Source organism: Rathayibacter sp. VKM Ac-2927 (genome assembly GCF_022815525.1).
GTDB classification, from domain to species: Bacteria; Actinomycetota; Actinomycetes; order Actinomycetales; family Microbacteriaceae; genus Rathayibacter; species Rathayibacter festucae.
In genome coordinates, this window is the sequence record NZ_JALGRT010000001.1 from 608,580 (window position 1) to 630,907 (window position 22,328).

Sequence of the window (22,328 nt, forward strand, 5' to 3'; positions counted from 1 at the left end):
CATGGAATACCCGGTGGAGCAGTCAGAAAGAGGATCGATCGCCCGCGAATCGTCCAGGTGACGCGGCAGATCGCCCATTCCTCCACGCGCGCCGCGCTCCGTACCCTCGTCCCATGGCAGTCATCGCAGAAGCCTCGCAGCTCATCGCGCCCCCGCCGGCGGCGGCCGACCTCCTCGCGCAGGGCGCGGCAGCCGTCTGGGAGACGACGATCACCCTCCCGACCTACACCCCCGAGGAGCCGGTGCAGCTGCCGATGTTCCTCGACCGCCGCGTCTACCAGGGCTCGAGCGGGCGGGTGTATCCGCTGCCCTTCATCGACCGGATCGCCTCCGAGGCCGTCGACCAGGAGTGGCGCGTCGTCGTCCTCGAGAACGAGTTCGTCCAGGTCGTCGTCCTGCCCGAGCTCGGCGGCCGGATCTACTCCGGCTACGACAAGACCACCGGCTACGACTTCTTCTACCGCAACACCGTCATCAAGCCGGCGCTCGTCGGCCTGGCCGGCCCGTGGATCAGCGGCGGCGTCGAGTTCAACTGGCCGCAGCACCACCGCCCCGGCACCTACCTGCCCACCGGCTGGAGCCTCGAGCGCGCCGACGACGGCTCGGTCGTCGTCTGGTGCAGCGACCACGACCCGTTCAGCCGGATGAAGGGCCTGCACGGCGTCCGCCTGCGCCCCGGCTCGAGCCTCGTCGAGCTCGACGTGCGCCTGCACAACCGCACCAGCGAGCGGCACACCTTCCTCTGGTGGGCGAACGTCGCGGCCCGGGTGCACGACGACTACCAGTCGTTCTTCCCGCGCGACGTCCGCTACGTCGCCGACCACGCCCGCCGCGCCATCACCGCCTTCCCGGCGGCCGACCGCCCCTACTACGGCGTCGACTACCCCGCCCTCGCGGCCGAGCGCGGCGACGGACCGACGCCGGACGGCCCGCCCGCCGACCGGATCGACTGGTACCGCAACATCCCGGTCCCCACCTCGTACATGGTCGTCCGCACCGACGACTCCTTCTTCGGCGGCTACGACCACCGCGCCGGCGCCGGCTTCGTGCACTGGGCCGACCGCCGCTTCGCCCCCGGCAAGAAGCAGTGGACCTGGGGCGACGCCCCGTTCGGGCACGCCTGGGACGCCCAGCTCACCGACGCCGACGGCCCCTACGTCGAGCTGATGGCCGGCGTCTACACCGACAACCAGCCCGACTTCTCCTGGCTGATGCCCGGCGAGACCAAGACCTTCTCGCAGTACTGGTACCCGATCAGCGGCATCGGAGTGGCGCACCAGGCGACCCGCGACGCGGCCGTGCACCTCGACGTCGCGGCCGGGAGCGTCCGCGTGGGCGTCGCGACGACCCGCCGCTTCCCCGGAGCGACCGTGACGCTGCGCGCCGACGGCGCCGTCCTGCACGAGTGGACCGTCGACCTCGAGCCCGGGCAGCCGCTGCTCGCCGACCTGCCGACCACCCGCACCGGCCCGGAGGGTCTGCGCATCACGGTCGTCGCGCACGGCTCGACCCTCCTCGACTACGAGGTGCCCGCCGGGTTCGACGACGCCGAGCCGGAGATCGCGACCGAGCCGCTGCCACCCGCCGAGACCGCCTCCGTCGACGAGCTGTACCTCGTCGGCGTCCACCTCGCGCAGTACCGGCACCCGACCCGCTCGCCGCTGCCCTACTGGGAGGAGGCGCTGCGCCGCGATCCCGGCGACGCGCGAGTGCACCTCGCCCTCGCCGACCACGCCTACCGCCGCGGCGAGTACGCCGACGCGCTCGCCCACGCCGACTCCGCGATCCGCCGCCTCACCGCCCGCAACGGCAACCCCGCCGACACCGAGGCCTTCTACCTGCGCGGGCTGATCCTGCGCCGCCTCGGCCGCACGACCGAGGCCGCCGCCGCGTTCGGCAAGGCCGCCTGGGACGGGAAGTGGGCGCACGCCGCCCTGTTCGAGAGCGCGAGGCTCTCCGCTGCCGCCGGCGACCACGCCGCGGCGCTGGAGGACCTCGCCACCTCGCTGCGCCTCGACACCGACGACCTCCGCGCCCGTGCCCTGCGCGCGGTCTGCCTCCGCGCGCTCGGCCGCGTCGGCGAGGCCGAGCGGTCCCTCCACGAGACCCTGCGCCTGGATCCGCTCGACCAGCTCGCCCGCACGCTCACCGGCACCGACCCCGCCGACGCGCACGAGAGCATCGACGTCGCGCTCGACCTCGCCTCGTTCGGCGAGACCGGCGAGGCCCGCCGACTGCTCCGCGCCGTCGCCGGCGGGAACGCCGGCACCTCGGGAGCGGGCAACGCCGCGCCGATCGCCGCCTACCTCCTGGCCCGGCTCGGCGAGCCCGTCGACACTCGCGCGCTCGATCTCACCCGCGCCTTCCCCGCCGGCCTCGACGCGCACGACGCGCTGACCGCCGCGGTCGCGGCGGACCCCGCCGACAGCACCGCGCGGTCGCTGCTCGGCATGCTCCTCTACGACACCGGCCGCCGCGCCGAGGCCGCCGAGCACTGGCGCCGCGCGATCGCGGACGGCGGCGCCGACGCCGTGACCCACCGCAACGCGGGCCTCGCCGCCTACAACGACGAGGCCGACGACGACGCCGCCTGGGCGCACTACCTCCGCGCCCGCGAGCTCGCCCCGCGCGACGCCCGCCTGCTCTACGAGCTCGACCAGCTCGCCGACCGCCTGGGCCACTCCGCCGCCGACCGCCTGGAGCGCCTCGAGGACGAGCACGACCTCACGCTCTCCCGCGACGACCTGACCGTCGAGTACGCCGGACTGCTTATCGCCGCGGGACGCGCGCAGGAGGCGCTGTCGCTCCTCGAGTCGCGCCGCTTCCAGCCGTGGGAGGGCGGCGAGGGCCGCACCCTCGCGGCCTGGGACGCGGCCCGCGCCGCGCTCGGCCTCGAGCCGGCGACGCCGCCGTCGACGCTCGGCGAGGCGCGTCCCCGCTTCGACGCCCCGCAGGCGACGCTCGAGGACGGCTCCACCGACTACTTCGCCACGAGCCTGCCCGCGCTGCTGCTCTTCCACCGCGACTGAGCGGGGCGGGAGCGTCACGCGCCGCGCACACCGCGCACACGAGGAGAGGGCCGGCTGCGAACAGCCGGCCCTCTCCTCGTGCATCCCCCTACTTGCTCGAGCCCACCATCAGCCCCGAGACGAACTGCTTCTGGAACGCGAAGAACACGATCGCGGTCGGGATCGCCGCGACCACCGCCCCCGAGGCGACCACGTTCCACTGACTCACGTAACCGCCCTGGATGTTCAGCAGCGCCGCCGTGATCGGGAAGTTCGTCTCGGTCCGCAGCACGGTCACCGCCCAGATCAGGTCGTTCCAGATCCAGGTCGTCGCGAGAGCGCCGAGCGCCGCGAGCGACGGCCGGCACAGCGGCAGTAGGATCCGCCAGTAGGTGCGCAGCACCCCCGCACCGTCGACCTGGGCGGCCTCGAAGATCTCGGCCGGGATCGACCGCATGAAGCCGTGCAGCACGAAGGTGTAGAAGCCGAGCCCGAAGCCGACCTGCACCACGATCAGCGCGAAGAGCGTGTCGTAGATGCCGAGGCTCTCGGTGATCCGCGAGACCGGGATCAGCAGGATCTGCGGCGGCAGCAGGTTGCCGGCCAGCATCAGCAGCAGGATCCCCCGGCGGAACGGAATGTGGAAGCGGCTGAGCGCGAACGCCGCCCAGGAGGCGAGCAGCAGCGAGAGGAACACGGTGAAGACCGTGACGATCAGGCTGTTCACCAGCGCCTCGCCGACCAGCCCGGCCGTGAACACCGTGACGAAGCCGTCGAAGGTGAAGCTCGCCGGCAGCGCGCCGAGTCCGTTGCCGGTGATGTCGTCGAAGCTGCGGACGGCCACGAAGAGCACGAACAGCATCGGCAGCACCCAGAGCAGCGCGACCGGCGCCATGATCGCGTGGAAGATCCACGAGCCCTTCACCCGGCGGCGAGGGAGGGTCGGCGCGGCGAGGCCGGGCCCGACCGGAGCGATGACGGCCATCTCAGTCCTCCTCCTTCGTGGCGCGCACGAGATAGCTGATGATGAAGACGATCGCGAGCAGGAAGATGACGACCGCGATCGCGGAGCCGTAGCCGAGGTTCAGCACGGTGAAGCTCTCCTGGAACATGTAGGTCGAGAGCAGCTGCGTCGAGTTGTACGGACCGCCGCGGGTCATCGCCCAGACGATGTCGAAGGTGCGCAGCGAGTCGATCACGGTGACCGCGAAGACGACGCCGTTCACGCCCTTCAGCTGCGGCATCACGATCCGCCAGAAGCGCTGCGTCCGCGAGGCGCCGTCGACCTGGGCGGCCTCCTCGAGACTCGGGTCCACGCCCTTCAGCCCGGCCAGGTACAGCACCATGATGTAGCCGCACTGCCGCCAGACCGCGGCGACCAGCACCGCGTAGAGCGCGAGCGTCGGGTCCGCGAGCCACTGCCGCTCGAGGTCGCCCAGGCCGATCCCGCCGAGGAAGCTGTTGACGACGCCGTCCGGCTGGTAGATCACCCGCCAGAACAGGCCGGTCACCGCGAGCGAGAAGACCATGGGCAGATAGATCGCACTGCGGTAGATCCCGACGCCCCGCCGCGGCTTGTTCAGCGCGACGGCGAGCGCCAGCCCGATCGCCACGGAGAGCCCGCCGAAGCCGACCACCCAGATGACGTTGTTGACCAGCGCGGTCGCGAAGATCGGGTCGGAGCCGAGGTCGGTGAAGTTCTCGAGGCCGATGAACTCGGGCTCGCCGATCCCGTTCCACCGGGTGAGCGAGAGGTAGAAGGAGTTGATCGCCGGCCAGAAGACCCAGGCCAGCTCGACCGCGAGCGGGATGAGCAGGAAGAGCCAGACCACCGCGGGCACCCGGGTGATCCGGCGCCCCTTCCCCGAGCGGACCAGCGGGCGGGCCTTCGGCCCCGGCGGCGTCCCCGGCGAAGGGGCGGGCGGCCGCTCCACGGCGGCCGCCCTGGTCGTCCCGGTCACGGGTTGAAGACCTTGTCGGCCGCCGTCTGCCACTCCTTCAGGATGCTGTCGACCTCGCCGGGCTGGGCGATGAACTTGGTGAGCGCCGCGTCGGCCGTGGTCTGCAGGTCGTCGGAGGAGTCGCGGTTGAAGAACTGGGTGATCTGCTCGGTGCCGGCCAGCAGCGCGACGCCCTTCTGCACCAGCGGCGAGAACACCGAGGTGTCGACGTCGGGCGAGGTCGGCAGGTTCGACGACTGCGAGGCCGCGATGTACGCGGACTGGCTCTCGGCCCCCGCGAGGTAGGAGAGGAACGCCTTGGTGGCGTCCGCGTCCTTGGTCTTCGCGCTGGCGAAGTAGCCGTCGGTCGGCGCCTCCTCCGCCGTCGGGATGCTCGCGTCGATCACCGGGACGGAGAAGAAGTCGAGGTCGTCGCCCTCGCCCTCCGGCATGTTCTGGCTGATGAAGGCGCCGACGAGGTACATCGCGTTCTTCTTCTGCACCAGCGGCGTGACCGCGTCCTGCCAGGCGTAGGAGGGGGCGTTCGGATCCATGAACGGCACGATGTCGGCGTAGTACTTCATGACGTTCTTCACCTCGGTCGAGTCGAACGACGACTTCCCGGCCAGGAGCTCCTTGTGGTAATCCGCGCCGTTCACGCGGAGGTTGAGGATGTCGAACCAGCCGGACGCCATCCACGGCGTGGAGCCGATGCCGTTGGAGAGCGGCACGATCCCCTGGCCCTGCAGCGTCTCGCAGAGGGCCATGAACTCGTCCCAGGTGGTGGGCACCTCCACGCCCCACTCCTCGAAGGCCGATTTGCGGTAGAAGACGCCCCACCAGTAGTAGTTCGTCGGCAGGAAGATCTGCTTCCCGCTCGCGTCGGTCGAGAGGTCCTTGAGGGCGGCGGAGTAGCCGGCCGCGGCGCCGTCGCCGGTCCAGAGGTCGGAGAGGTCGAGCAGCAGGTCCTGCGCGGCGTAGTCGCGGGCGACGGAGCCGGCGTACCAGGTGAGCACGTCCGGCGGGTTGCCCGAGGTCAGGTAGGTGGAGAGCTGCGCGCGGAACTGCTCGATCGCCACGGTGTTGAGGGTGACGGAGCCACTCGAGTAGCTCTTCACGAGCGCCTCGAGGGCCGCCTTCGGAGCCGGGTCGGAGAGGGAGGACTGCAGGACGATCCCGCCGCCGCCCGCGCCGCCGCCACCCCCGCCGCCGCCCATGCAGCCGGTGAGGAGCGCGGTGCTGCCGAGCGCGGTCGCGCCGTACAGGAAGCCTCGTCGGGTGAGGTTCGGGAATCGCTGTTCGTTGGTCATGGTGTCCTCCTTGACTCCGTGATGCCGGGGGGGGGGGCCGTGCTGTGCTGTGGTGCCGGTCCTTCTGTCGTGCTGGTCGTGCCGGTCGTGCCGTCGCCGGATCCGCCTAGGCGGGCGCGGCGAAGATCGCGTTGCACTCGCGCTGCAGGGCGACGTCGTCCCACATCGGGTGCTGGGGAGCGCCGTTCGAGCAGACGATCGATCCCCGGGCACCGACCCGCCGCGACTCGCGCATCGCGAGCCGGCAGTACTCGGCGCCGATCGGCCCCTCCTCGAAGCGGCCCTCGAGCGGTGTGTAGCCGACCCAGCCCTCGCCGAAGACGAGCGGCACCCCGCGCAGGGCGGCGTGGTCGGCGGCGACGGCGATCCAGATCCTCAGCGTCGAGCGCATCTCGAGGTGGTGCGCGCCGTAGCGCTCGTACAGCCAGCGGTCGATCTGCTCGGCGTCGCCCCAGTCGTGCGCGTAGATCTCGCCCTTGCCGACGATCGTCGCGGTCAGCTTCCACTGGTCCTCCGCCGGGAGCGTCCACTCCGCGATGGGCGGCGCGCCCTCGAGCAGAAAGGCCTCGGCGGCGAGGTCCTGCTCGAACTCCTCGACCGGGCTGCGGAGCGCGAACTCGGCGATGAACTCGTTGAGCACCCCGTAGATGTAGGGGTGCAGGACGAGCACGTCCGAGTTCCACGGAATCCCGCGCATCCCGCCGACGGGCACGTGCGCGTAGTTGACGGAGCACGGGACGCCGTCGGTCAGCTCGTGGAACCGGTCGATGCCGCGGGTGAGCCGCGGCGTGAGAGCGAGCGTCGCCGCGTCGAGGTCGGCGCGGTCGTAGTCGAGCCCCTCGGTGAGGTGCCCCGCCTGCACCTCGTTGTGCAGCTCGACGAAGGCGATCCGGTCGTCGAGGTCGTGCTCGGCGAGGAAGACGACGAGCGCGGCCTGCGCCTCGGCGAGCCGCTCGGCGCGGTCCTCCGGCGGCACCGCCATCAGCGCGTCGAACCAGTCCCGTTCGAGCGCGAACGAGGAGGACTGCTGGTACTCCCAGGACGAGACGATGACGAACACCCCGTGCCGCTTCGCCGCCGCGAACAGCGCGAGCAGGTGGGCGCGACCGTCGATGACGGTCGGCTCGGCCACGTCGTACCAGCGCACCCGCTGCGCGTAGGAGCCGCCGAGCGGTCCGAGCCGGAGCTCCCGGGTATCGAGACCGGACTCGAACAGCAGGAACGGCATCGCGCAGATCCGGATGGTGTTGTACCCCCGTTCGACGGCGCCGGCGAAGGCCGCGTCGAGATCCTCGAAGGGCTCGCCCTGTCCGGTGCGGACGTACCAGGAGAAGTCCCAGAGGGTGATGGTGAGGCGCTCGGGGAGGTGGTCCGCGAGCGGCACCGGCTGGTAGGGGGACGAGGGGTACTCCGCAGTGAGCATGGCGCCAGCCTAGGCACGCGCCCAGCGCCGACCAATGAAGCGTTGGACGCCATTAGCTGGACGATTCTCTGGCCTGACCTACACTCGTCGACATGCTGATCCCCGACGGCTTCCTCGGCCAGCGCCTGCATGTCCTCCCGAAACCGCGGGTGGCCGAGGCGCTCGCGGCCCCGATCACCGAGCGTCTGCTGGTGACGGATGCTGGACACTTCCCGCACGCCGCCGCTCACGGCCGCAGCCGCCCCGAGGGCACGCGGGAGGCCGTGGTGATCCTCTGCACCGCCGGCCGGGGCTGGGTCTCGATCGCGGACTCGACCGTTCGCGTCGATCCCGGCGAGGTCGCCGTCATCGCCGCGGGCACCCCGCACCGGTACTGGGCTGACTTCGACGACCCGTGGACGATCTGGTGGCTGCACGTCGCCGGCGCCGATGCCGCCGCCCTGATCTCCGCCGTCGTCCACGAGCGGACGTCCCCCGTCGTCACCGCGCGCGACGCCTTCTCCGCGAGGACCCTGATCGAGCACGCCGTCGCCGCCCTCGAGCGCGACGAGACCGACTCGAGCCTCTACGCCGCGAGCGGCGCCGCCTGGAACCTCCTGGCCCAGCTCGCCTCCGACCGCACCCGCGGCACCCTCGAGTCGGGCGACCGGATCCGCATGGCCCAGGACCACCTCCGCGAGCACCTCGACTCCCCCACCAGCATCACTGAGCTCGCGACCCTGGCCGGCATGAGCACCTCGCACTTCTCCGCCCTCTTCAAGAAGGCCGCCGGCATGAGCGCCGTCGAGTACGTCAAGCGCCTGCGCAGCGCCCGCGCCCGCGAGCTCCTGATCACCACCGACGCCTCGATCGCCGACATCGCCCGCGCCGTCGGCTACTCCGACGCCTTCTACTTCTCCCGCCAGTTCCGCGCCATCAACGGCACGAGCCCCTCGGAGTACCGCGCCGAGTTCCACGGCGAGGCGCTGCGCTGAAAGCCCCCTCCCTCGCCACTTCGCTCGCGGCTGCCGGGACATCGCACAAACCGGTCGCGGATGTTCTCTTCCTACCCGTCTCTCCTCGCGAGGACTTGTCCGCGACAACCCGCGCCGCTGCTCACGTCGTCGTCGGAGGCGTACGGATCGCCGTAGAGCGCCTCGAATTCCGGCGAGCCGTACTTCTCGTCGGACGAGGGCAGACCCTCTCCGTTCTGAGAGAGCGGTCGATCCCACCAGAGCACGAAGTCGTAATCGAACCCCTTGTCGCGCATGCACCCCGCCGTCTCGGACTGAACTTCGACCCACTCCCGCGCAGCCGCCAGTTCGACGGAGTCGAACGACGTGGGGTAGGCGATCAGCGAGATGTCACTGGAGGCGTCGTAGTGGGGCACGCCGTCCTCCGCGCTTGCGCTGCTCGCTGCTGCCGGAGGATGCGCGACGTTCGGAGCAGGAGCCGATTCGTCCTCAGCAACAGCCCTTGGTACGCGATTCACGGTCTCGCTGGACCGCGCGCCAGTCGCCTGCTGGCCGGCAAAGGCGACCTGAACACCGGCAACGGCACACGCCACGAGAACGCCTGCTATGCCGAAGACAGCAATGATTCGTTTCGCGATTGACATCGAAGCTCCCGGAAGTCTGCCAGTGACTATTCGGCCACTTTGATCGTGCCCGCACGCCGCCAGGAGCTCGACGTCGCGTCGAGCGCGAACGGCATTGTGAGCGGACTCTGCGTGGTGCGGACACCGTACATCCGATGGTGCCCGATCATCGCAGAAGCGGCGCCGATCAATGTTCTGGCAGCCGATGTGCATTTCGATCGACGATCAACGCCACCTCCTCCGCGACCCGGAAGCAAGGAGCGCCCGCGCAGGGAGACCCTGAATCTCGTCGACGGACGACAGATTCGACGAAATCCGCCAATACTGCGGCGAACTGCCACAGTGATGCATTTCCGCCTCGAATGATCCCCGCGACACCACCGCGTGGCACCGTGCTTCTTGCAGTTCCCCTCAGGCGCTCTCCCGTTCCCTTCCGTACCCCTGGTCGCGCGCCGGACCCTTGCCGAATCGCCGCATCTCGGCCGGCCGATCGATCAGGAGATCTCGATGCGCGTCCTCTCGCATCCCTCGCGCCGGGCGTCCGGTCCACCCTGGGCCAGTACCTCGGCAGGATCGACCTCCATCGGCTGGGACTTCGCCGGTACTCCGAAGGTCTCGCTCTCGAACGTGACCCACGACGGCGACGGCGTCGACGACATCGCCGCGGAGGCGATGACGCGAGAAGTACCACGGCCGATGGATCGAAGAGCACCGCTTCGACGCAGGATCGCAAGCGCGACCGCCGTCGGGAGTGTGTTGCTCCTCATCGCCGGCTGCGCACCGACCGAGATCGACGTCTTCGTCTTCGGCAGAGCAGCGCGCCGAGTCCATACCGTCGCTGAGTACCTCGGCGACGTCTACGCCGAACAGAGCGACTTCGCTGGCGTCGAACTGCAACTCAGGCGCGAATCAGAAGCAGAGGTCCCCCGTGCCCGACTCTGGGACGACACCGAACAGCACGCCGCGTGGGGCGGGAACTGGATCACAGGCATCGACCAGGGCTCATCGGAGACCCACATCGTCGCTGACGCCCTGATCACCATCGCGGCTTCGTCGTCAGATGAGTTCTTCGGATCCGAATCCGCCAGCGTCTTCCTCTGCGTTCATTACCTCGGCGAATTCAACTCGAAGAGAGTGAGTGCCGTTGAGGGACGTTGTCCTGACGGAGTCGAGACGAAGCTTCCCTCCTTCCAGCGGGTGACCGTCGACCAACTGGCCGATTACGAGGTCGACGAGTGAGCGGGGACCCCAATTCGACCAGTGGCCCGGTGCGCTCTCAGCTAGTAGCGGACGACTCCGGGTCCTCGGATCGAACTAGGCATACCCACGTTCCCGTATGCGTCTCAGAGCAGTCGTTCCACCGGAACAGCATGGTTGCGGCACTCTACGCACAGGTCATGCACGCAGCGCTCAGAGGTGTTGACCAATGACGAGCTATATTTCGCGCCCGGCCGGAACTGAGGGATCAGGTCGACGGGTCTTCACCTCCGTCGCTATTGGCGTCGCCACTCTTCTGGCCCTGTCGGCCTGCACATCGTCGAAGGTTGCAGACTTCGTTTATCGCGACGCCGCCTATCGTGTGCACTGGCTGGGCGAGTACATGGGCAAGGTCTTCGCCGAACAGCGCACGCCGTCGGGCGTCGAGAAGCAAGTGGAGAACGAAGCTCGATCCGCATACGGTGGAGCGGATCTGTGGGTGAAGGGTGAGTCGACCATCTCATCCGGCGGCAACTGGATCACCGGCCTCGATTATTTTGGAGCCAGCGCCGATATCACCGCAGATGCGCTGATCACCATCCGCGGCCAGCTGTCGAGCGGACCGTTCTCAACGAGACCCGCCAGTGTCCTCCTCTGCGTCCGCTACCTCGGGGAGCTGGGATCGAAGAAGGTGGAGGTCGTCGACGGATTCTGCCCCGACGGCGTCGAGGAGCAGCTCGACACCTACCACCGGGTGACGATCGACCAGATCGCCGACTACGAGGTCGACGAGTGACCGGACTGCCGACGAATCGGCCTCACCCGACGCGGGCAGCCCCAGCTGCACCCACGCGTCAGCGGGCGCACTCAGCTGACGGTCCTCGGTACTGAGGCGATTCGAGGACTTCCACCTCGCCGAACCTCGCGACGACGCGATACCCGTCCGCCAGCGCGTCGTCGCGGATCGTGGTCGTCCGCAGCTCCAGCCCGCGCACCGACCCCGCTTCCTCCTGGCTCAGGTCCAGGAGGAGGAAGTCGGGCGGCCGACTGAGTACGCCGGGCAGCGATACCCGGTTGCTCCACGTCAGCAGGGGTACGAGCCGGTCGTCGGCCGCGATGCACGTGCTCGCCGGCACCCTCTCGATCGCGGCGACCTGATCCCTTCGATGCGCCGTCCGTGACCACGTATCGCCGGTGACCATCCGCGCCAGCGGGAAGGCCTCGTCGTCGAGGCACACGATCGTCCCGATCACCGGCACGGCGAAGACGACCGCGCCGACGACCAGCGCCGACCGAGCTCTCCACTCGGAGGACGGAAGCCGCCGCAGGAGCCGTCCTCCCCCGTCGATCGCGCCCAGGACCAGCACGACCCAGACGGGCGCGTCGTAGTGGAACCCGCTCGTCCAGAGCGCGGGCCGGTCGGAGAGGAACCTCTCGGCCAGGAGCGGCAGCGCGAGCAGCGACACCGGCGAGAGCAGCGGAAACAGGAGGAGGGGTGAGAGCAGCCCCAGAAGCGTCATCGTCTTCACGATCGGCGTGAAGAAGAGCCCGACCACCATCCACGGCCGCTCGAGCATCGTCCGGACGACCTCGCCCCCGCTTGCTCCGAGCGCTCCGTAGTCCCAGTAGGCGTACCCGCGTCCGCCGATCGAAGGGATCACCACCCCGACGACGACCGCGAACGCCGCGGCCCCCGAACACGCCAGCAGCACCCCGACGATCCTCGGTCTCCTCGCCGCTCGCAGCAGTCCGAGGATCAGCACCACCGCCCCCATGTCCTCCCGGATCAGGAGGAGGACCGCCGACGCGGCGACGAGCTGGCGATCACTCCTCCTGTCGAAGGCGTCGACCGCCCAGGCGAGGACCGGCACCGCGAACGCGACCTCGTGGAAGTCGAAGTCGGCCAGCGACTGCAAAGGCCGGCCGAGGAGATAGCCCACGGCCAGCAGGCAGCTCGCCCCCACTCCCACGCGCCGGCGCGCGACGCGCCAGACGAAGACGGAGGAGCCGGCCACCAGCGCGGCCTGCGCCACGAGCAGCACCCGCGCGTCGTCCCAGATCCAGTACAGCGGAGCGAGGACGACGAGGATCGGATGGAAATGGTCGCCGAGCAGGGTGAAGTCGTCGCCTTTCAGCGGCGAGAGCGGCGGACGGAACTGCGAGTACGCCCGCACCGCCTGGTCGAAGATGCCGAGGTCGTACCCCGCCGTGAGCAGCTGGTCGGCCCGGGAGATCGAGTAGACCGAGTAGACCGCGAACGCGAGGAGCGCGAGCGGGACGATCGGCGAGCGCAGCAACGCGAGACGCCCACTGCACACCGGCCGGCTCCCGCCGCGCCCCGTCCAGCGCATCCGCACCTCCGCTGACGGCGGACGGCGCACCACTGACCGAGGAACCCGAGGTCTCTGCGGACAACGATAGGCGAGCTTCCCTCAGCATCGCCGGACTGGCGCCTGACGCCGCCTCACAGTGCTCGATCGAGCGTGGCCACCAGAGCGCCGCGGACGCAGCTGCCGTGCCGCCGAACGGGATCCGGCGAACGACCGGACGCGATTCGCGGAGAGAAGAGCAGTGGTGCCCCTGGAGGGACTCGAACCCCCAACCTGCTCCTTAGGACGGAGTCGCTCTTCCATTGAGCTACAGAGGCCGGTGCCGTCCAGTGTACCGATCGCCCGGAGCCGTCGCTCTTGACACGGCACGAGCTGCATGATTGGTTAGTTACTGCACCAACGAACCAACACACCACGAACCACCGACACCGAGGGAAGGAGCCCCATGGACGACTCCCGCCCGATCTTCCTGCAGATCGCCGAGCAGATCGAGAACGACATCATCGCGGGCGCGCTGCCCGAGGAGGACCAGGTCCCGTCCACGAACGAGTTCGCCGCGTTCCACCGCATCAACCCGGCCACGGCCGGCAAGGGCGTGAACCTGCTCGTCGACGAGGGCGTCCTGTACAAGAAGAGGGGGATCGGCATGTTCGTCGCCGAGGGAGCGCGCGACCGCCTGGTCGAGAAGCGCCGCACGCAGTTCCGCGACCAGTTCGTCGCACCGCTCCTCGCGGAGGCCGCCAAGCTCGGCCTCACCCGCGAGCAGCTCACCGCCATGATCACCGACATCGAAGGAGGATCGCGATGAGCGCGGTCATCGAGGTCGCCGGCCTCAGCAAGCGCTACGGCAGCACGCACGCCGTCGCCGACGTCAGCTTCACCCTCGAGGAGAACCGGATCCACGGCCTCCTCGGCCGCAACGGCGCCGGCAAGACCACCCTGATGTCGCTGCTCACCGGCCAGGAGTTCGCGAGCACCGGCAGCATCCGCGTCTTCGGCGAGACACCCGTCGAGAACGCCGCCGTCCTCTCCCGCACCTGCTTCATCAAGGAGAGCCAGAAGTACCCGGAGGACTTCAAGGTCACGCACGTCCTCCGCAGCGCCCGCTGGTTCTTCGAGGGCTGGGACGAGGAGTTCGCCCAAGAGCTCATCGTCGACTTCCGCCTCCCGCTCGACCGCCGCGTCAAGAAGCTCAGCCGCGGCCAGCTCTCCGCGATCGGCGTCATCGTCGGCCTCGCCTCCCGCGCCCCGCTGACCTTCTTCGACGAGCCGTACCTCGGCCTCGACGCCGTCGCCCGGCAGCTCTTCTACGACCGCCTGCTCGCCGACTTCGGCGAGCACCCGCGCACCGTCGTCCTCTCCACCCACCTGATCGACGAGGTCAGCAGCCTCCTCGAGCACGTCCTCGTCATCGACGACGGCCGCCTGCTCGTCGACAGCGACACGGAGGAGCTGCGCGGTGCCGCCGCGACCGTCACCGGCAGCCGTGCGGCGGTCGACTCCTTCACCGAGGGCCGGGAGGTCCTCTCCCGGAGCGGAGTCGGCGGCCTCGCCACCGCGACGCTCCCCCACCTCGGCACCGCCGACCGCGACGAGGCCCGCCACCGCGGCCTCGAGCTCGAGCCCGTCTCGCTCCAGCAGCTCGTCGTCCAGCTGACCACCGGAAAGGCCGCCTCATGACCGCCCTCGCCCCGCAGCGCTCCGTCGCGCGCCACCGCCTGCTCAGCATCGTCCGCCTGCACCTCGCGAACCCGGCGACGCTGCTCGTCACTCCGCTCGCGATCCTCGGCGCGATCTTCGTCGGCAGCCTGATCATCTGGCTGCTCGTGCTGCGGATGGTCGGCGTCCCGGCCGCCGGCGGCGACTCCGGCGTGCAGATCACCGGCGGCACGACCTTCATCTTCATCTACATGCTGGTCGTCGCCGTCCAGGCCACCAACGTCACCTTCGCCCTCGCGCTGGGCTACGGCTCGACCCGCCGCGACTACTCCCTCGGCACAGCACTAACCTTCTTCGGCATGTCCGCCGCCTGGACCGTCCTCTACTCCACGATGTCCGCGCTCGAGCAGGCGACGAACGGCTGGGGGCTCGGCGGCTACATGTTCCGCGCCGCCCCCTACAGCGACGTCTCCTGGCTCGCCCAGACCTTCGCGGTCTTCAGCCTCTTCCTGTTCTTCTTCTTCGCCGGCTCGGCCGTCGCCGCGGTCTTCGTCCGCTGGCGGGCCACGGGGATGACCGTCTTCTTCCTCGCCCTCGCCGCGCTGATCGTCGGCCTGATCGCCCTGCTCACCCTCACCGAGAGCTGGGACTCCGTCTGGCTCGCCTTCCAGGCCATCGGCTTCACGGGCGCCTTCGCCCTGCTGCTCGTCCCGACGGTCCTGTCCGCGGTCCTCGGCGCCCTGATCCTGGGCCGAGCCACCCCGCGCGGCTGATCCGGCCGCACAACATCAGCTGAGCGAGGGGGGCGTCCGCTGAGGAGCGATGCCCTCCCGTCTCAGCTGATGTTCTGCGGCGAGCAGCCCCGTCCGGACGGCGCCCCGCCACCCGCAAGGCCCCGCCGCCCGCAAGGCCCTTCCGCCCCGCCCGCTCGCCTGGGAGCGTTGCAGCATGGCCGCATCCCTCACCACCGCCGCTGCTCAGCACGTCTGGGCCGCCCGCGACGACAGTCCGCTCGACCCCGCCACCCTCGACACGATCGACGCGTGGTGGCGCGCCGCGAACTACCTCGCGGTCGGCCAGATCTACCTCCTCGCCAATCCGCTGCTGCGCGAGCCCCTCGCGAGGGAGCACATCAAGCCGCGCCTGCTCGGGCACTGGGGCACGACTCCCGGCCTCAACCTGATCTACGCGCACCTCAACCGCGCCATCGCCGAGCGCGCGCAGCCGACCCTCTACATCACCGGCCCCGGCCACGGCGGACCGGGCATGGTCGCCAACGCCTACCTCGACGGCACCTACAGCGAGATCTACTCGCACATCGACGAGACCGAGGACGGCCTGCGCCGCCTCTTCCGCCAGTTCAGCTTCCCCGGCGGCATCCCGAGCCACGCCGCCCCCGAGACCCCCGGCAGCATCCACGAGGGCGGCGAGCTCGGCTACTCGCTCAGCCACGCCTACGGCGCCGCCTTCGACAATCCGGACCTGCTGGTCGCCGCCGTGGTCGGCGACGGCGAGGCCGAGACCGGCCCGCTCGCCACCAGCTGGCACTCGAACAAGTTCGTGAACCCCGCGACCGACGGCGTCGTGCTGCCGATCCTGCACCTCAACGGCTTCAAGATCGCCAACCCGACGGTCCTCGCCCGCATCCCGCACCAGGAGCTCGAGAGTCTCATGCGCGGCTACGGCCACGAGCCGTTCACCGTCGAGGGCGGCTTCGACGGCGAGGACCCGATGCGCGTGCACGAGCGCTTCGCCGCGGTCCTCGACACCGTGCTCGACCGCATCGCCGCGATCAAGGCGCGCGCCGCCGAGGGCGACCTCACCCGCCCGGCCTGGCCGATGATCATCCTGAAGACCCCGAAGGGCTGGACCTGCCCCGCGGAGATCGACGGCGTGCAGGTCGAGGGCACCTATCGCGCGCACCAGGTCCCGCTCGCGAACGCCCGCGACACCGAGGCGCACACCCGCCTGCTCGAGACCTGGATGCGCTCCTACCGTCCGGAGGAGCTCTTCACCGAGGAGGGCGGGATCGCCGACCGTGTCCGCTCACTCGCCCCCGAGGGCGAGCTGCGGATGAGCGCGACGCCGCACGCCAACGGCGGCCTGCTCCGCCAGACCCTCCGGCTGCCAGACTTCCGGCGCTACGAGGTCGTCGTGCACGAGCCGGGCGGCACCGTCGCGGAGGCGACGAAGGTGCTCGGCGAGTGGCTCGCCGACGTCATCCGCGAGAACCCGGCGAACTTCCGGATCTTCGGCCCCGACGAGGTCGCCAGCAACCGGCTGCAGAGCGTCTACGCCGCGACCGACAAGCAGTGGAACGCCGAGCTCAGCCCGCTCGACGACCACCTCGCCCGCGCCGGCCGCGTGATGGAGGTGCTCTCCGAGCACCAGTGCCAGGGCTGGCTCGAGGGCTACCTGCTCACCGGCCGGCACGGGCTCTTCACCTGCTACGAGGCCTTCATCCACATCATCGACTCGATGTTCAACCAGCACGCGAAGTGGCTGGACGGCACCCGCGACATCGAGTGGCGCCGCCCGATCGCGAGCCTCAACTACCTGCTCTCCAGCCACGTCTGGCGCCAGGACCACAACGGCTTCAGCCACCAAGACCCGGGCTTCATCGACCACGTCGTCAACAAGAAGCCGGAGGTGGTGCGCGTCTACCTGCCGTTCGACGCCAACACGCTGCTCTCCGTCTACGACCACTGCCTCCGCAGCGTCGACTACGTCAACGTCGTCGTCGCCGGCAAGCAGCCCGCTCCCGCCTGGCTCACCATGGCGGAGGCGGTGGCGCACTGCACCCGCGGCCTCGGCATCCTGGAGTGGGCGAGCAGCGAGCGCCGCGGCGAGTCGCCCGACGTGGTGATGGCCTGCGCCGGCGACGTCCCGACCCTCGAGACCCTCGCGGCCGTCAGCATCCTCCGCGAGGCGCTGCCCGACCTCGCGATCCGCACCGTCAACGTCGTCGACCTGATGCGCCTGATGTCCGAGTCGGAGCACCCGCACGGCCTGTCCGACCGCGAGTTCGACGCGATCTTCACACCCGACCGACCGGTGATCTTCGCGTACCACGGCTACCCGTGGCTGATCCACCGGCTGACCTACAAGCGCACCGGCCACGGCAACCTGCACGTCCGCGGCTACAAGGAGAACGGCACGACGACCACGCCGTTCGACATGGTGATGCTCAACGACCTCGACCGCTACTCGCTGGTGATGGACGTCATCGACCGCACACCCGGCCTCGGCGCGAAGGCGGCGGGCCTCCGCCAGGAGATGCAGGACGCCCGGATCCGCGCCCGCGCGTACACCCGCGAGCACGGCGAGGACATCCCCGAGGTCGCGAACTGGACCTGGTCCGGCTCCCGCTCCGGCAACGCCTCGGAGGCCACCGGCGGCGACAACGAATAGCCCCGCCTCCGCCCCCGCCCCCCGCGAGATGCCACTTGTGCACGCGACACGCCGTGTCGGGCGTGCACAAGTGGCATCTCGCGGCGGGGGTCAGGCGGCCGCCGACGTGAGGTAGTCGTCCCACTCGGGCTGGGTGCGCTCGGCACCGCGCACGAGCCAGGAGCCGGCGCGCGGCATCCGCGGCACGGAGCGCAGCTGCCAGCCCATCTCGAGCGGCGTCCGGTCGCTCTTGACGTTGTTGCAGCGGTGGCAGCAGGCGACGAGGTTCTCCCAGGTGTCCCGCCCGCCGCGCGACTTCGGCTGGATGTGGTCGATCGTGTTCGCGTGCTGGCCGCAGTAGCCGCAGCGGTGGTTGTCGCGCCGCAGCACCCCGCGGCGCGAGACCGGCACGCTGCGCGAGCTCGGGATGCGGACGTAGCGCGTCAGCACGATCACCGAGGGCCGGACGTAGTCGCCGGTCGCTCCGTGCACCGGGTGCTCCTCGTCGGCGACGATGATCATCGCCTTCTCGGTCATCAGCAGCACCAGCGCCCGCTTGAACGACACCACCGCGAGTGGCTCGTAGCCGGCGTTGAGGACGAGTGTGCGCATCAGTGACCTCCGTGCTGTCGCACGCCGCCGCACGGAGACGCCGCGACCACGCGAAAGGGCGCCGTCGTGATGACGGCGCCCTTCGAGGCCGCGGCGCAGAGCCGCACGGTGACGTGGTGCCGTATCCGAGTGTCGGCGGAGTGGAGTGCGGCAAGGAGGATCCCCGCCCGGATCGCGTCGGTGCGCCGCACGCGCGAACGCAGCCCCACGCAGTGGTGCCCGTTCCGCTCGGCCATCCCGGCACTCCGTCCCTCGACGAATCGCTCCGCTCGCCACGCGAGCGGACTGAGGTTCAGATTAACCCTTCGCGCCTGGAACACCAGAGGAACCGGGGTTTTCGTCATCCGCAGTTCACACGGCGCGCGGTGGGCCGGCACTGCCGGGCACGCGGAAGAGCCCGCCCCGGTGAGGGGACGGGCTCTCGGCCGATGCTCGCGGTCGTCGTCAGCCGGAGATGCGGACGATCGTGTAGTCGGTCGTCCAGATCGGCTGCACGCGGACGCTCGCGCCCTCGTACGGCGCGTGCAGGATGTTGCCGTTGCCCGCGTAGAAGCCGTCGTGGCCGGGCATGATCACCAGGTCGCCGGGCTGCGCCTCGGACACCGGGATCTGCGTGCCCATGGCCGCCTGGCCGGCCGCCGAGTGCGGCATCGAGATGCCGTACTGCGCGAAGACGTACATGACGAGGCCGGAGCAGTCGAAGCCGCTCGGGTCCGCACCGCCGAAGACGTAGGGCACGCCCTGGTACTGCAGCGCCGTGTCGAACACGGCGGAGAGGCTGTAGCTCGTGCTCGGCGCGCTCGCCGCGAGCTCGCTGGCCGAGGCGCCCTCGTAGGAGTTGAAGCTCTCTGCGGTCTCGGCGCGGGCCTCGGCGACGTCGCTGGTGTCGACGACGGGCTCGACGACCGGCTCCGGCTCGGGCGGCGGCGGCGCGGCCTCGGCGGTGAAGCCGTCGCGGGCGATCGCGGCCTGGACCACTCCCCCGGCGACGGCGACGGTCTGCGCGTCGCCCTGTCGCAGAAGGTCGGCCTGCGAGGCGGCGAACAGCCCGTCGCTCTCGGTGCCGGGCGAGAAGGCGTAGGCCGGCAGCGCCATCGTCGCGACGAGCGCTCCGGCGAATCCGACGATGGCGACCTTGCCGATCGTGCGGCCGCGGCTGCGCTTGCGCGGCGAGCCGGCAGGCGTCGGGACGAAGTCGGTGACGTCGGCCCGGCGGGACGGCGCCGTGGGCACGGCCCGGCGGGCGACGGGCGCCTCGTCGGTGTAGCGGGCGCGGATCACCGGCGGACGGTTCTCGAAGGAGGACGCGTTGCGGGGGCTGTCCGGGTGGGTGGAGCGGAACCGGTCGGGGGAACCGGCGGGGGTGGTGGGGTTCTGGGGCAAGGGGGAGGACCTCCGACGTCCCGCCAGCCCAGGCAGCTGTCCCGTCTCGAGTGCGCGAAGCATCGGCGTTCACGGAGTCCGAGACGGGAAGGGACGTCGGACCCCGCGCCTCACGACCGGGGTTCGGGCGCAGGGCTTTACAGAGCGTAAGCGACCGTTACCGATTTGTCACCAACCGGAGACGAGATCGTATCCCGCTCCGACCCTCCGATGCTGTAGTGCGCGTGGAGCGGACGTTCAGCTGACGAGGAAGATGTGCGCAGCGACCTCGTTCGGCAGCTCGATGCCCGCCTCCGCGCCGTCGATGCGCACGAGCACGTAGCCGTTGAGCGCCGAGAACTCGCCCTCGGCCCCGGGGACGACGCCGGCCTGCTTGAGCTGCAGCAGCAGCTCCGGGTCGACCTGCGCGGGCTCGCCGAGCCGGCGCACGGTGCCGCGCTGCGGCTCGGCCGAGCCGGCGACGAAGCGGGGGATGCTGATGACGCCGTCCGCAAAGCGCGACGCCGGGGTGTCGCCCAGCTCGTCGAGCCCCGGGATCGGGTTGCCGTAGGGCGACTCGGTGGGGTGGTCGAGCATCTCGAGGAGGCGGCGCTCCACCTGCTCGCTCATCACGTGCTCCCAGCGGCACGCCTCCTCGTGCACGAACTCCCAGTCGAGCTTGATGACGTCGTGGAGGAGGCGCTCGGCGAGGCGGTGCTTGCGCATGACGTGGATCGCCTTGCGGCGTCCGTCGCCGGTCAGCTCGAGGTGGCGATCGCCGGAGACGACGACGAGGCCGTCGCGCTCCATCCGGCCGACGGTCTGCGAGACGGTGGGGCCCGAGTGGCTGAGCCGCTCGGAGATGCGGGCCCGCAGGGGGATGATGTTCTCCTCCTCCAGCTCCAGGATGGTGCGCAGGTACATCTCGGTCGTGTCGATCAGATCCGTCATCTCAGCCTTCCGGTCTCAGCGCGCACAACCTTACTGGGCACCGTGTCCCGTCTTCGTCGACGGGGCAGGGCGCAGGGCCTCCGATGGTCGAAGGCGGGGCGGGCCGGGAACCCTAGTATTAACGCATGCCGGACGTCACCATTCCTCGCGAGCTCCTCCCCCACGACGGGCGGTTCGGCTGCGGCCCGTCCAAGGTGCGGCACGACCAGCTCGCGCACCTCGCGACGCAGGGCGCGCACCTCCTCGGCACCTCGCACCGGCAGGCCCCGGTGAAGAACCTGGTCGGGTCCGTGCGCGAGCACCTCGCGACGCTCTTCCGCATCCCCGAGGGCTACGAGGTCCTGCTCGGCAACGGTGGCTCCACCGCCTTCTGGGACGCGGCCGCCTTCTCGCTGATCGACCGCCGCGCCGAGAACCTCACCTTCGGCGAGTTCGGCCAGAAGTTCGCGAAGGCGGCGTCCGCGCCGTTCCTCGAGCCCGCGCACGTCGTCTCGGCCCCGGCCGGATCGCGCAGCGAGGTCGAGGTCCTCGAGGGCGTCGACGTCTACGCCTGGCCGCACAACGAGACCTCCACCGGCGTCATGGCGCCGGTCCGCCGCGTGCACGGCGATGAGGGCGCGCTCACGGTGATCGATGCGACCAGCGCCGCCGGCGGCATCGACTTCGACGCGGCCGAGGCCGACGTCTACTACTTCGCTCCGCAGAAGAACTTCGCCTCGGACGGCGGCCTGTGGTTCGGCCTCTTCTCGCCGGCCGCGATCGAGCGGATCGAGCGGATCGCGGCGAGCGGCCGCTACATCCCCGAGTTCCTGAGCCTGCAGAACGCCGTCGACAATTCGCGCCTGAACCAGACGCTGAACACCCCGGCCCTTTCCACTCTGCTGCTGATGGAGTCGCAGCTCCAGTGGATGAACGAGAGCGGCGGACTGGCCTGGGCGTCGGCGCGCACCCTCGAGTCCTCGTCGGCGATCTACGACTGGGCCGAGGCCTCGCCGGTCGCGACCCCGTTCGTCGAGGTGCCCGAGCACCGCTCGCAGGTCGTCGCCACCGTCGACTTCGACGCCTCCGTCGACGCCGCGCTGATCGCGAAGATCCTGCGCGCGAACGGCATCGTCGACACGGAGCCGTACCGCAAGCTCGGCCGCAACCAGCTGCGCGTGGCGACCTTCGTCGCCATCGAGCCGGACGACGTCCGCTCGCTGCTCGGCTCCATCGACCACGTCATCGAGCGCCTGGCCGACTGAGCGACCGGGGAACGGGGAGGCGCGGGATGAGGCTCTGGCTCCGTCCGGACGAGCGCCGCCCCGCTCCCCCGCCCTACGCCTCCGACGACGCGACGGCGCTCCTCGCAGGCTGCATCGTCTGGGTGCTCGCCCTCGTCGGCGTGCTGATCGCCGTGGCGGCCGGCGCGTCCGTACCGCCGCTCGTCCTGTCGACCGTCGTGATCGGCGTCGTCCTCGGCGCGATCGGCCTGTTCTACAGTCGCAACCGCCGCTGATCCACCGGCGTCCGCGCGCGTGGTGCGCGAGGTCGGCGCCGTGGCCGAGCGAGGGCGTCCCCGCTCGGCCGG

At 70.3% G+C, this 22,328-nt stretch carries 19 protein-coding genes and 1 tRNA gene; 10 read left to right on the forward strand and 10 right to left on the reverse strand.

What is annotated here, in order from left to right; genetic code table 11:
• The first annotated feature begins 113 nt into the window (after positions 1 to 113).
• Positions 114 to 3,029, forward strand: coding sequence for a DUF5107 domain-containing protein (locus MT353_RS02830; RefSeq protein ID WP_243623570.1), 2,916 nt, complete (start codon positions 114 to 116; stop codon positions 3,027 to 3,029).
• Positions 3,030 to 3,117: 88 nt separating this feature from the next.
• Here the strand turns inward: MT353_RS02830 and MT353_RS02835 are convergent, their stop codons facing one another.
• From MT353_RS02835 to MT353_RS02850, 4 genes are all read right to left on the reverse strand, one after another.
• On the reverse strand, positions 3,118 to 3,993 hold the full coding sequence (locus tag MT353_RS02835) for a carbohydrate ABC transporter permease (protein WP_243623571.1): 876 nt from the start codon (positions 3,991 to 3,993) through the stop codon (positions 3,118 to 3,120).
• Between the two features lies 1 nt (position 3,994).
• A complete protein-coding gene (locus MT353_RS02840) occupies positions 3,995 to 4,969 on the reverse strand; it encodes a carbohydrate ABC transporter permease (RefSeq protein WP_243623572.1) in 975 nt (324 codons plus the stop codon).
• On the reverse strand, positions 4,966 to 6,258 hold the full coding sequence (locus MT353_RS02845) for an ABC transporter substrate-binding protein (protein ID WP_123445191.1): 1,293 nt from the start codon (positions 6,256 to 6,258) through the stop codon (positions 4,966 to 4,968). Before MT353_RS02845 ends, MT353_RS02840 begins: the two co-directional genes overlap by 4 nt.
• Positions 6,259 to 6,364: 106 nt before the next feature.
• A complete protein-coding gene (locus tag MT353_RS02850; protein WP_243623573.1) occupies positions 6,365 to 7,681 on the reverse strand; it encodes a cellulase-like family protein in 1,317 nt (438 codons plus the stop codon).
• 92 nt (positions 7,682 to 7,773) lie between these two features.
• On the opposite strand from MT353_RS02850, the gene MT353_RS02855 reads away from it, so the two are divergent.
• Positions 7,774 to 8,655, forward strand: coding sequence for an AraC family transcriptional regulator (locus MT353_RS02855; RefSeq protein ID WP_243623574.1), 882 nt, complete (start codon positions 7,774 to 7,776; stop codon positions 8,653 to 8,655).
• Between the two features lie 71 nt (positions 8,656 to 8,726).
• On the opposite strand, the gene MT353_RS02860 is transcribed toward MT353_RS02855, so the two are convergent.
• Entirely contained in the window at positions 8,727 to 9,278 is a 552-nt protein-coding gene (locus MT353_RS02860) for a hypothetical protein (protein WP_243598753.1), read from the reverse strand.
• Between the two features lie 486 nt (positions 9,279 to 9,764).
• Here MT353_RS02860 and MT353_RS02865 point away from each other — a divergent pair, with 486 nt between their 5' ends.
• Both MT353_RS02865 and MT353_RS02870 read left to right on the forward strand, forming a co-directional pair.
• Complete coding sequence (locus MT353_RS02865) at positions 9,765 to 10,496, forward strand: hypothetical protein (protein WP_243598752.1); 732 nt, start codon at positions 9,765 to 9,767, stop codon at positions 10,494 to 10,496.
• Between the two features lie 187 nt (positions 10,497 to 10,683).
• Positions 10,684 to 11,250: a hypothetical protein gene (locus tag MT353_RS02870; protein WP_243598751.1), complete on the forward strand. Its 567-nt coding sequence runs from the start codon at positions 10,684 to 10,686 to the stop codon at positions 11,248 to 11,250.
• Positions 11,251 to 11,308: 58 nt separating this feature from the next.
• Here the strand turns inward: MT353_RS02870 and MT353_RS02875 are convergent, their stop codons facing one another.
• Positions 11,309 to 12,772, reverse strand: a complete 1,464-nt coding sequence (locus tag MT353_RS02875; protein ID WP_243623575.1) for a DUF2079 domain-containing protein — start codon at positions 12,770 to 12,772, stop codon at positions 11,309 to 11,311.
• 254 nt (positions 12,773 to 13,026) lie between these two features.
• A tRNA-Arg gene (locus MT353_RS02880) sits at positions 13,027 to 13,101 on the reverse strand.
• A gap of 128 nt (positions 13,102 to 13,229) precedes the next feature.
• Here MT353_RS02880 and MT353_RS02885 point away from each other — a divergent pair.
• The 4 genes from MT353_RS02885 (at position 13,230) to MT353_RS02900 (ending at position 17,854) form a co-directional block, all read left to right on the forward strand.
• A complete protein-coding gene (locus tag MT353_RS02885) occupies positions 13,230 to 13,592 on the forward strand; it encodes a GntR family transcriptional regulator (protein WP_123445182.1) in 363 nt (120 codons plus the stop codon).
• Positions 13,589 to 14,464, forward strand: a complete 876-nt coding sequence (locus tag MT353_RS02890; protein WP_243598749.1) for an ABC transporter ATP-binding protein — start codon at positions 13,589 to 13,591, stop codon at positions 14,462 to 14,464. Before MT353_RS02885 ends, MT353_RS02890 begins: the two co-directional genes overlap by 4 nt.
• Positions 14,461 to 15,216: an ABC transporter permease gene (locus MT353_RS02895; RefSeq protein ID WP_243598748.1), complete on the forward strand. Its 756-nt coding sequence runs from the start codon at positions 14,461 to 14,463 to the stop codon at positions 15,214 to 15,216. Before MT353_RS02890 ends, MT353_RS02895 begins: the two co-directional genes overlap by 4 nt.
• Positions 15,217 to 15,391: 175 nt before the next feature.
• Positions 15,392 to 17,854 carry a phosphoketolase gene (locus tag MT353_RS02900; protein ID WP_243623576.1) on the forward strand — a complete coding sequence of 821 codons (2,463 nt, stop codon included), beginning with the start codon at positions 15,392 to 15,394 and terminating at the stop codon, positions 17,852 to 17,854.
• Between the two features lie 90 nt (positions 17,855 to 17,944).
• On the opposite strand, the gene MT353_RS02905 is transcribed toward MT353_RS02900, so the two are convergent.
• From MT353_RS02905 to MT353_RS02920, 3 genes are all read right to left on the reverse strand, one after another.
• Positions 17,945 to 18,445: an HNH endonuclease gene (locus MT353_RS02905; protein ID WP_243623577.1), complete on the reverse strand. Its 501-nt coding sequence runs from the start codon at positions 18,443 to 18,445 to the stop codon at positions 17,945 to 17,947.
• Positions 18,446 to 18,889: 444 nt separating this feature from the next.
• Positions 18,890 to 19,828 (reverse strand): C40 family peptidase, encoded by a 939-nt coding sequence (locus MT353_RS02910; RefSeq protein ID WP_279392132.1) that lies wholly within the window; start codon positions 19,826 to 19,828, stop codon positions 18,890 to 18,892.
• A 237-nt stretch (positions 19,829 to 20,065) separates the two neighbouring features.
• A complete protein-coding gene (locus MT353_RS02920) occupies positions 20,066 to 20,758 on the reverse strand; it encodes a metal-dependent transcriptional regulator (protein ID WP_123445176.1) in 693 nt (230 codons plus the stop codon).
• Between the two features lie 125 nt (positions 20,759 to 20,883).
• Here MT353_RS02920 and serC point away from each other — a divergent pair, with 125 nt between their 5' ends.
• Both serC and MT353_RS02930 read left to right on the forward strand, forming a co-directional pair.
• Positions 20,884 to 22,002, forward strand: coding sequence for a phosphoserine transaminase (gene serC / locus MT353_RS02925; RefSeq protein WP_243598745.1), 1,119 nt, complete (start codon positions 20,884 to 20,886; stop codon positions 22,000 to 22,002).
• 26 nt (positions 22,003 to 22,028) lie between these two features.
• Positions 22,029 to 22,256 (forward strand): DUF2530 domain-containing protein, encoded by a 228-nt coding sequence (locus MT353_RS02930; protein WP_243623578.1) that lies wholly within the window; start codon positions 22,029 to 22,031, stop codon positions 22,254 to 22,256.
• The last annotated feature ends 72 nt before the right edge of the window (positions 22,257 to 22,328 follow it).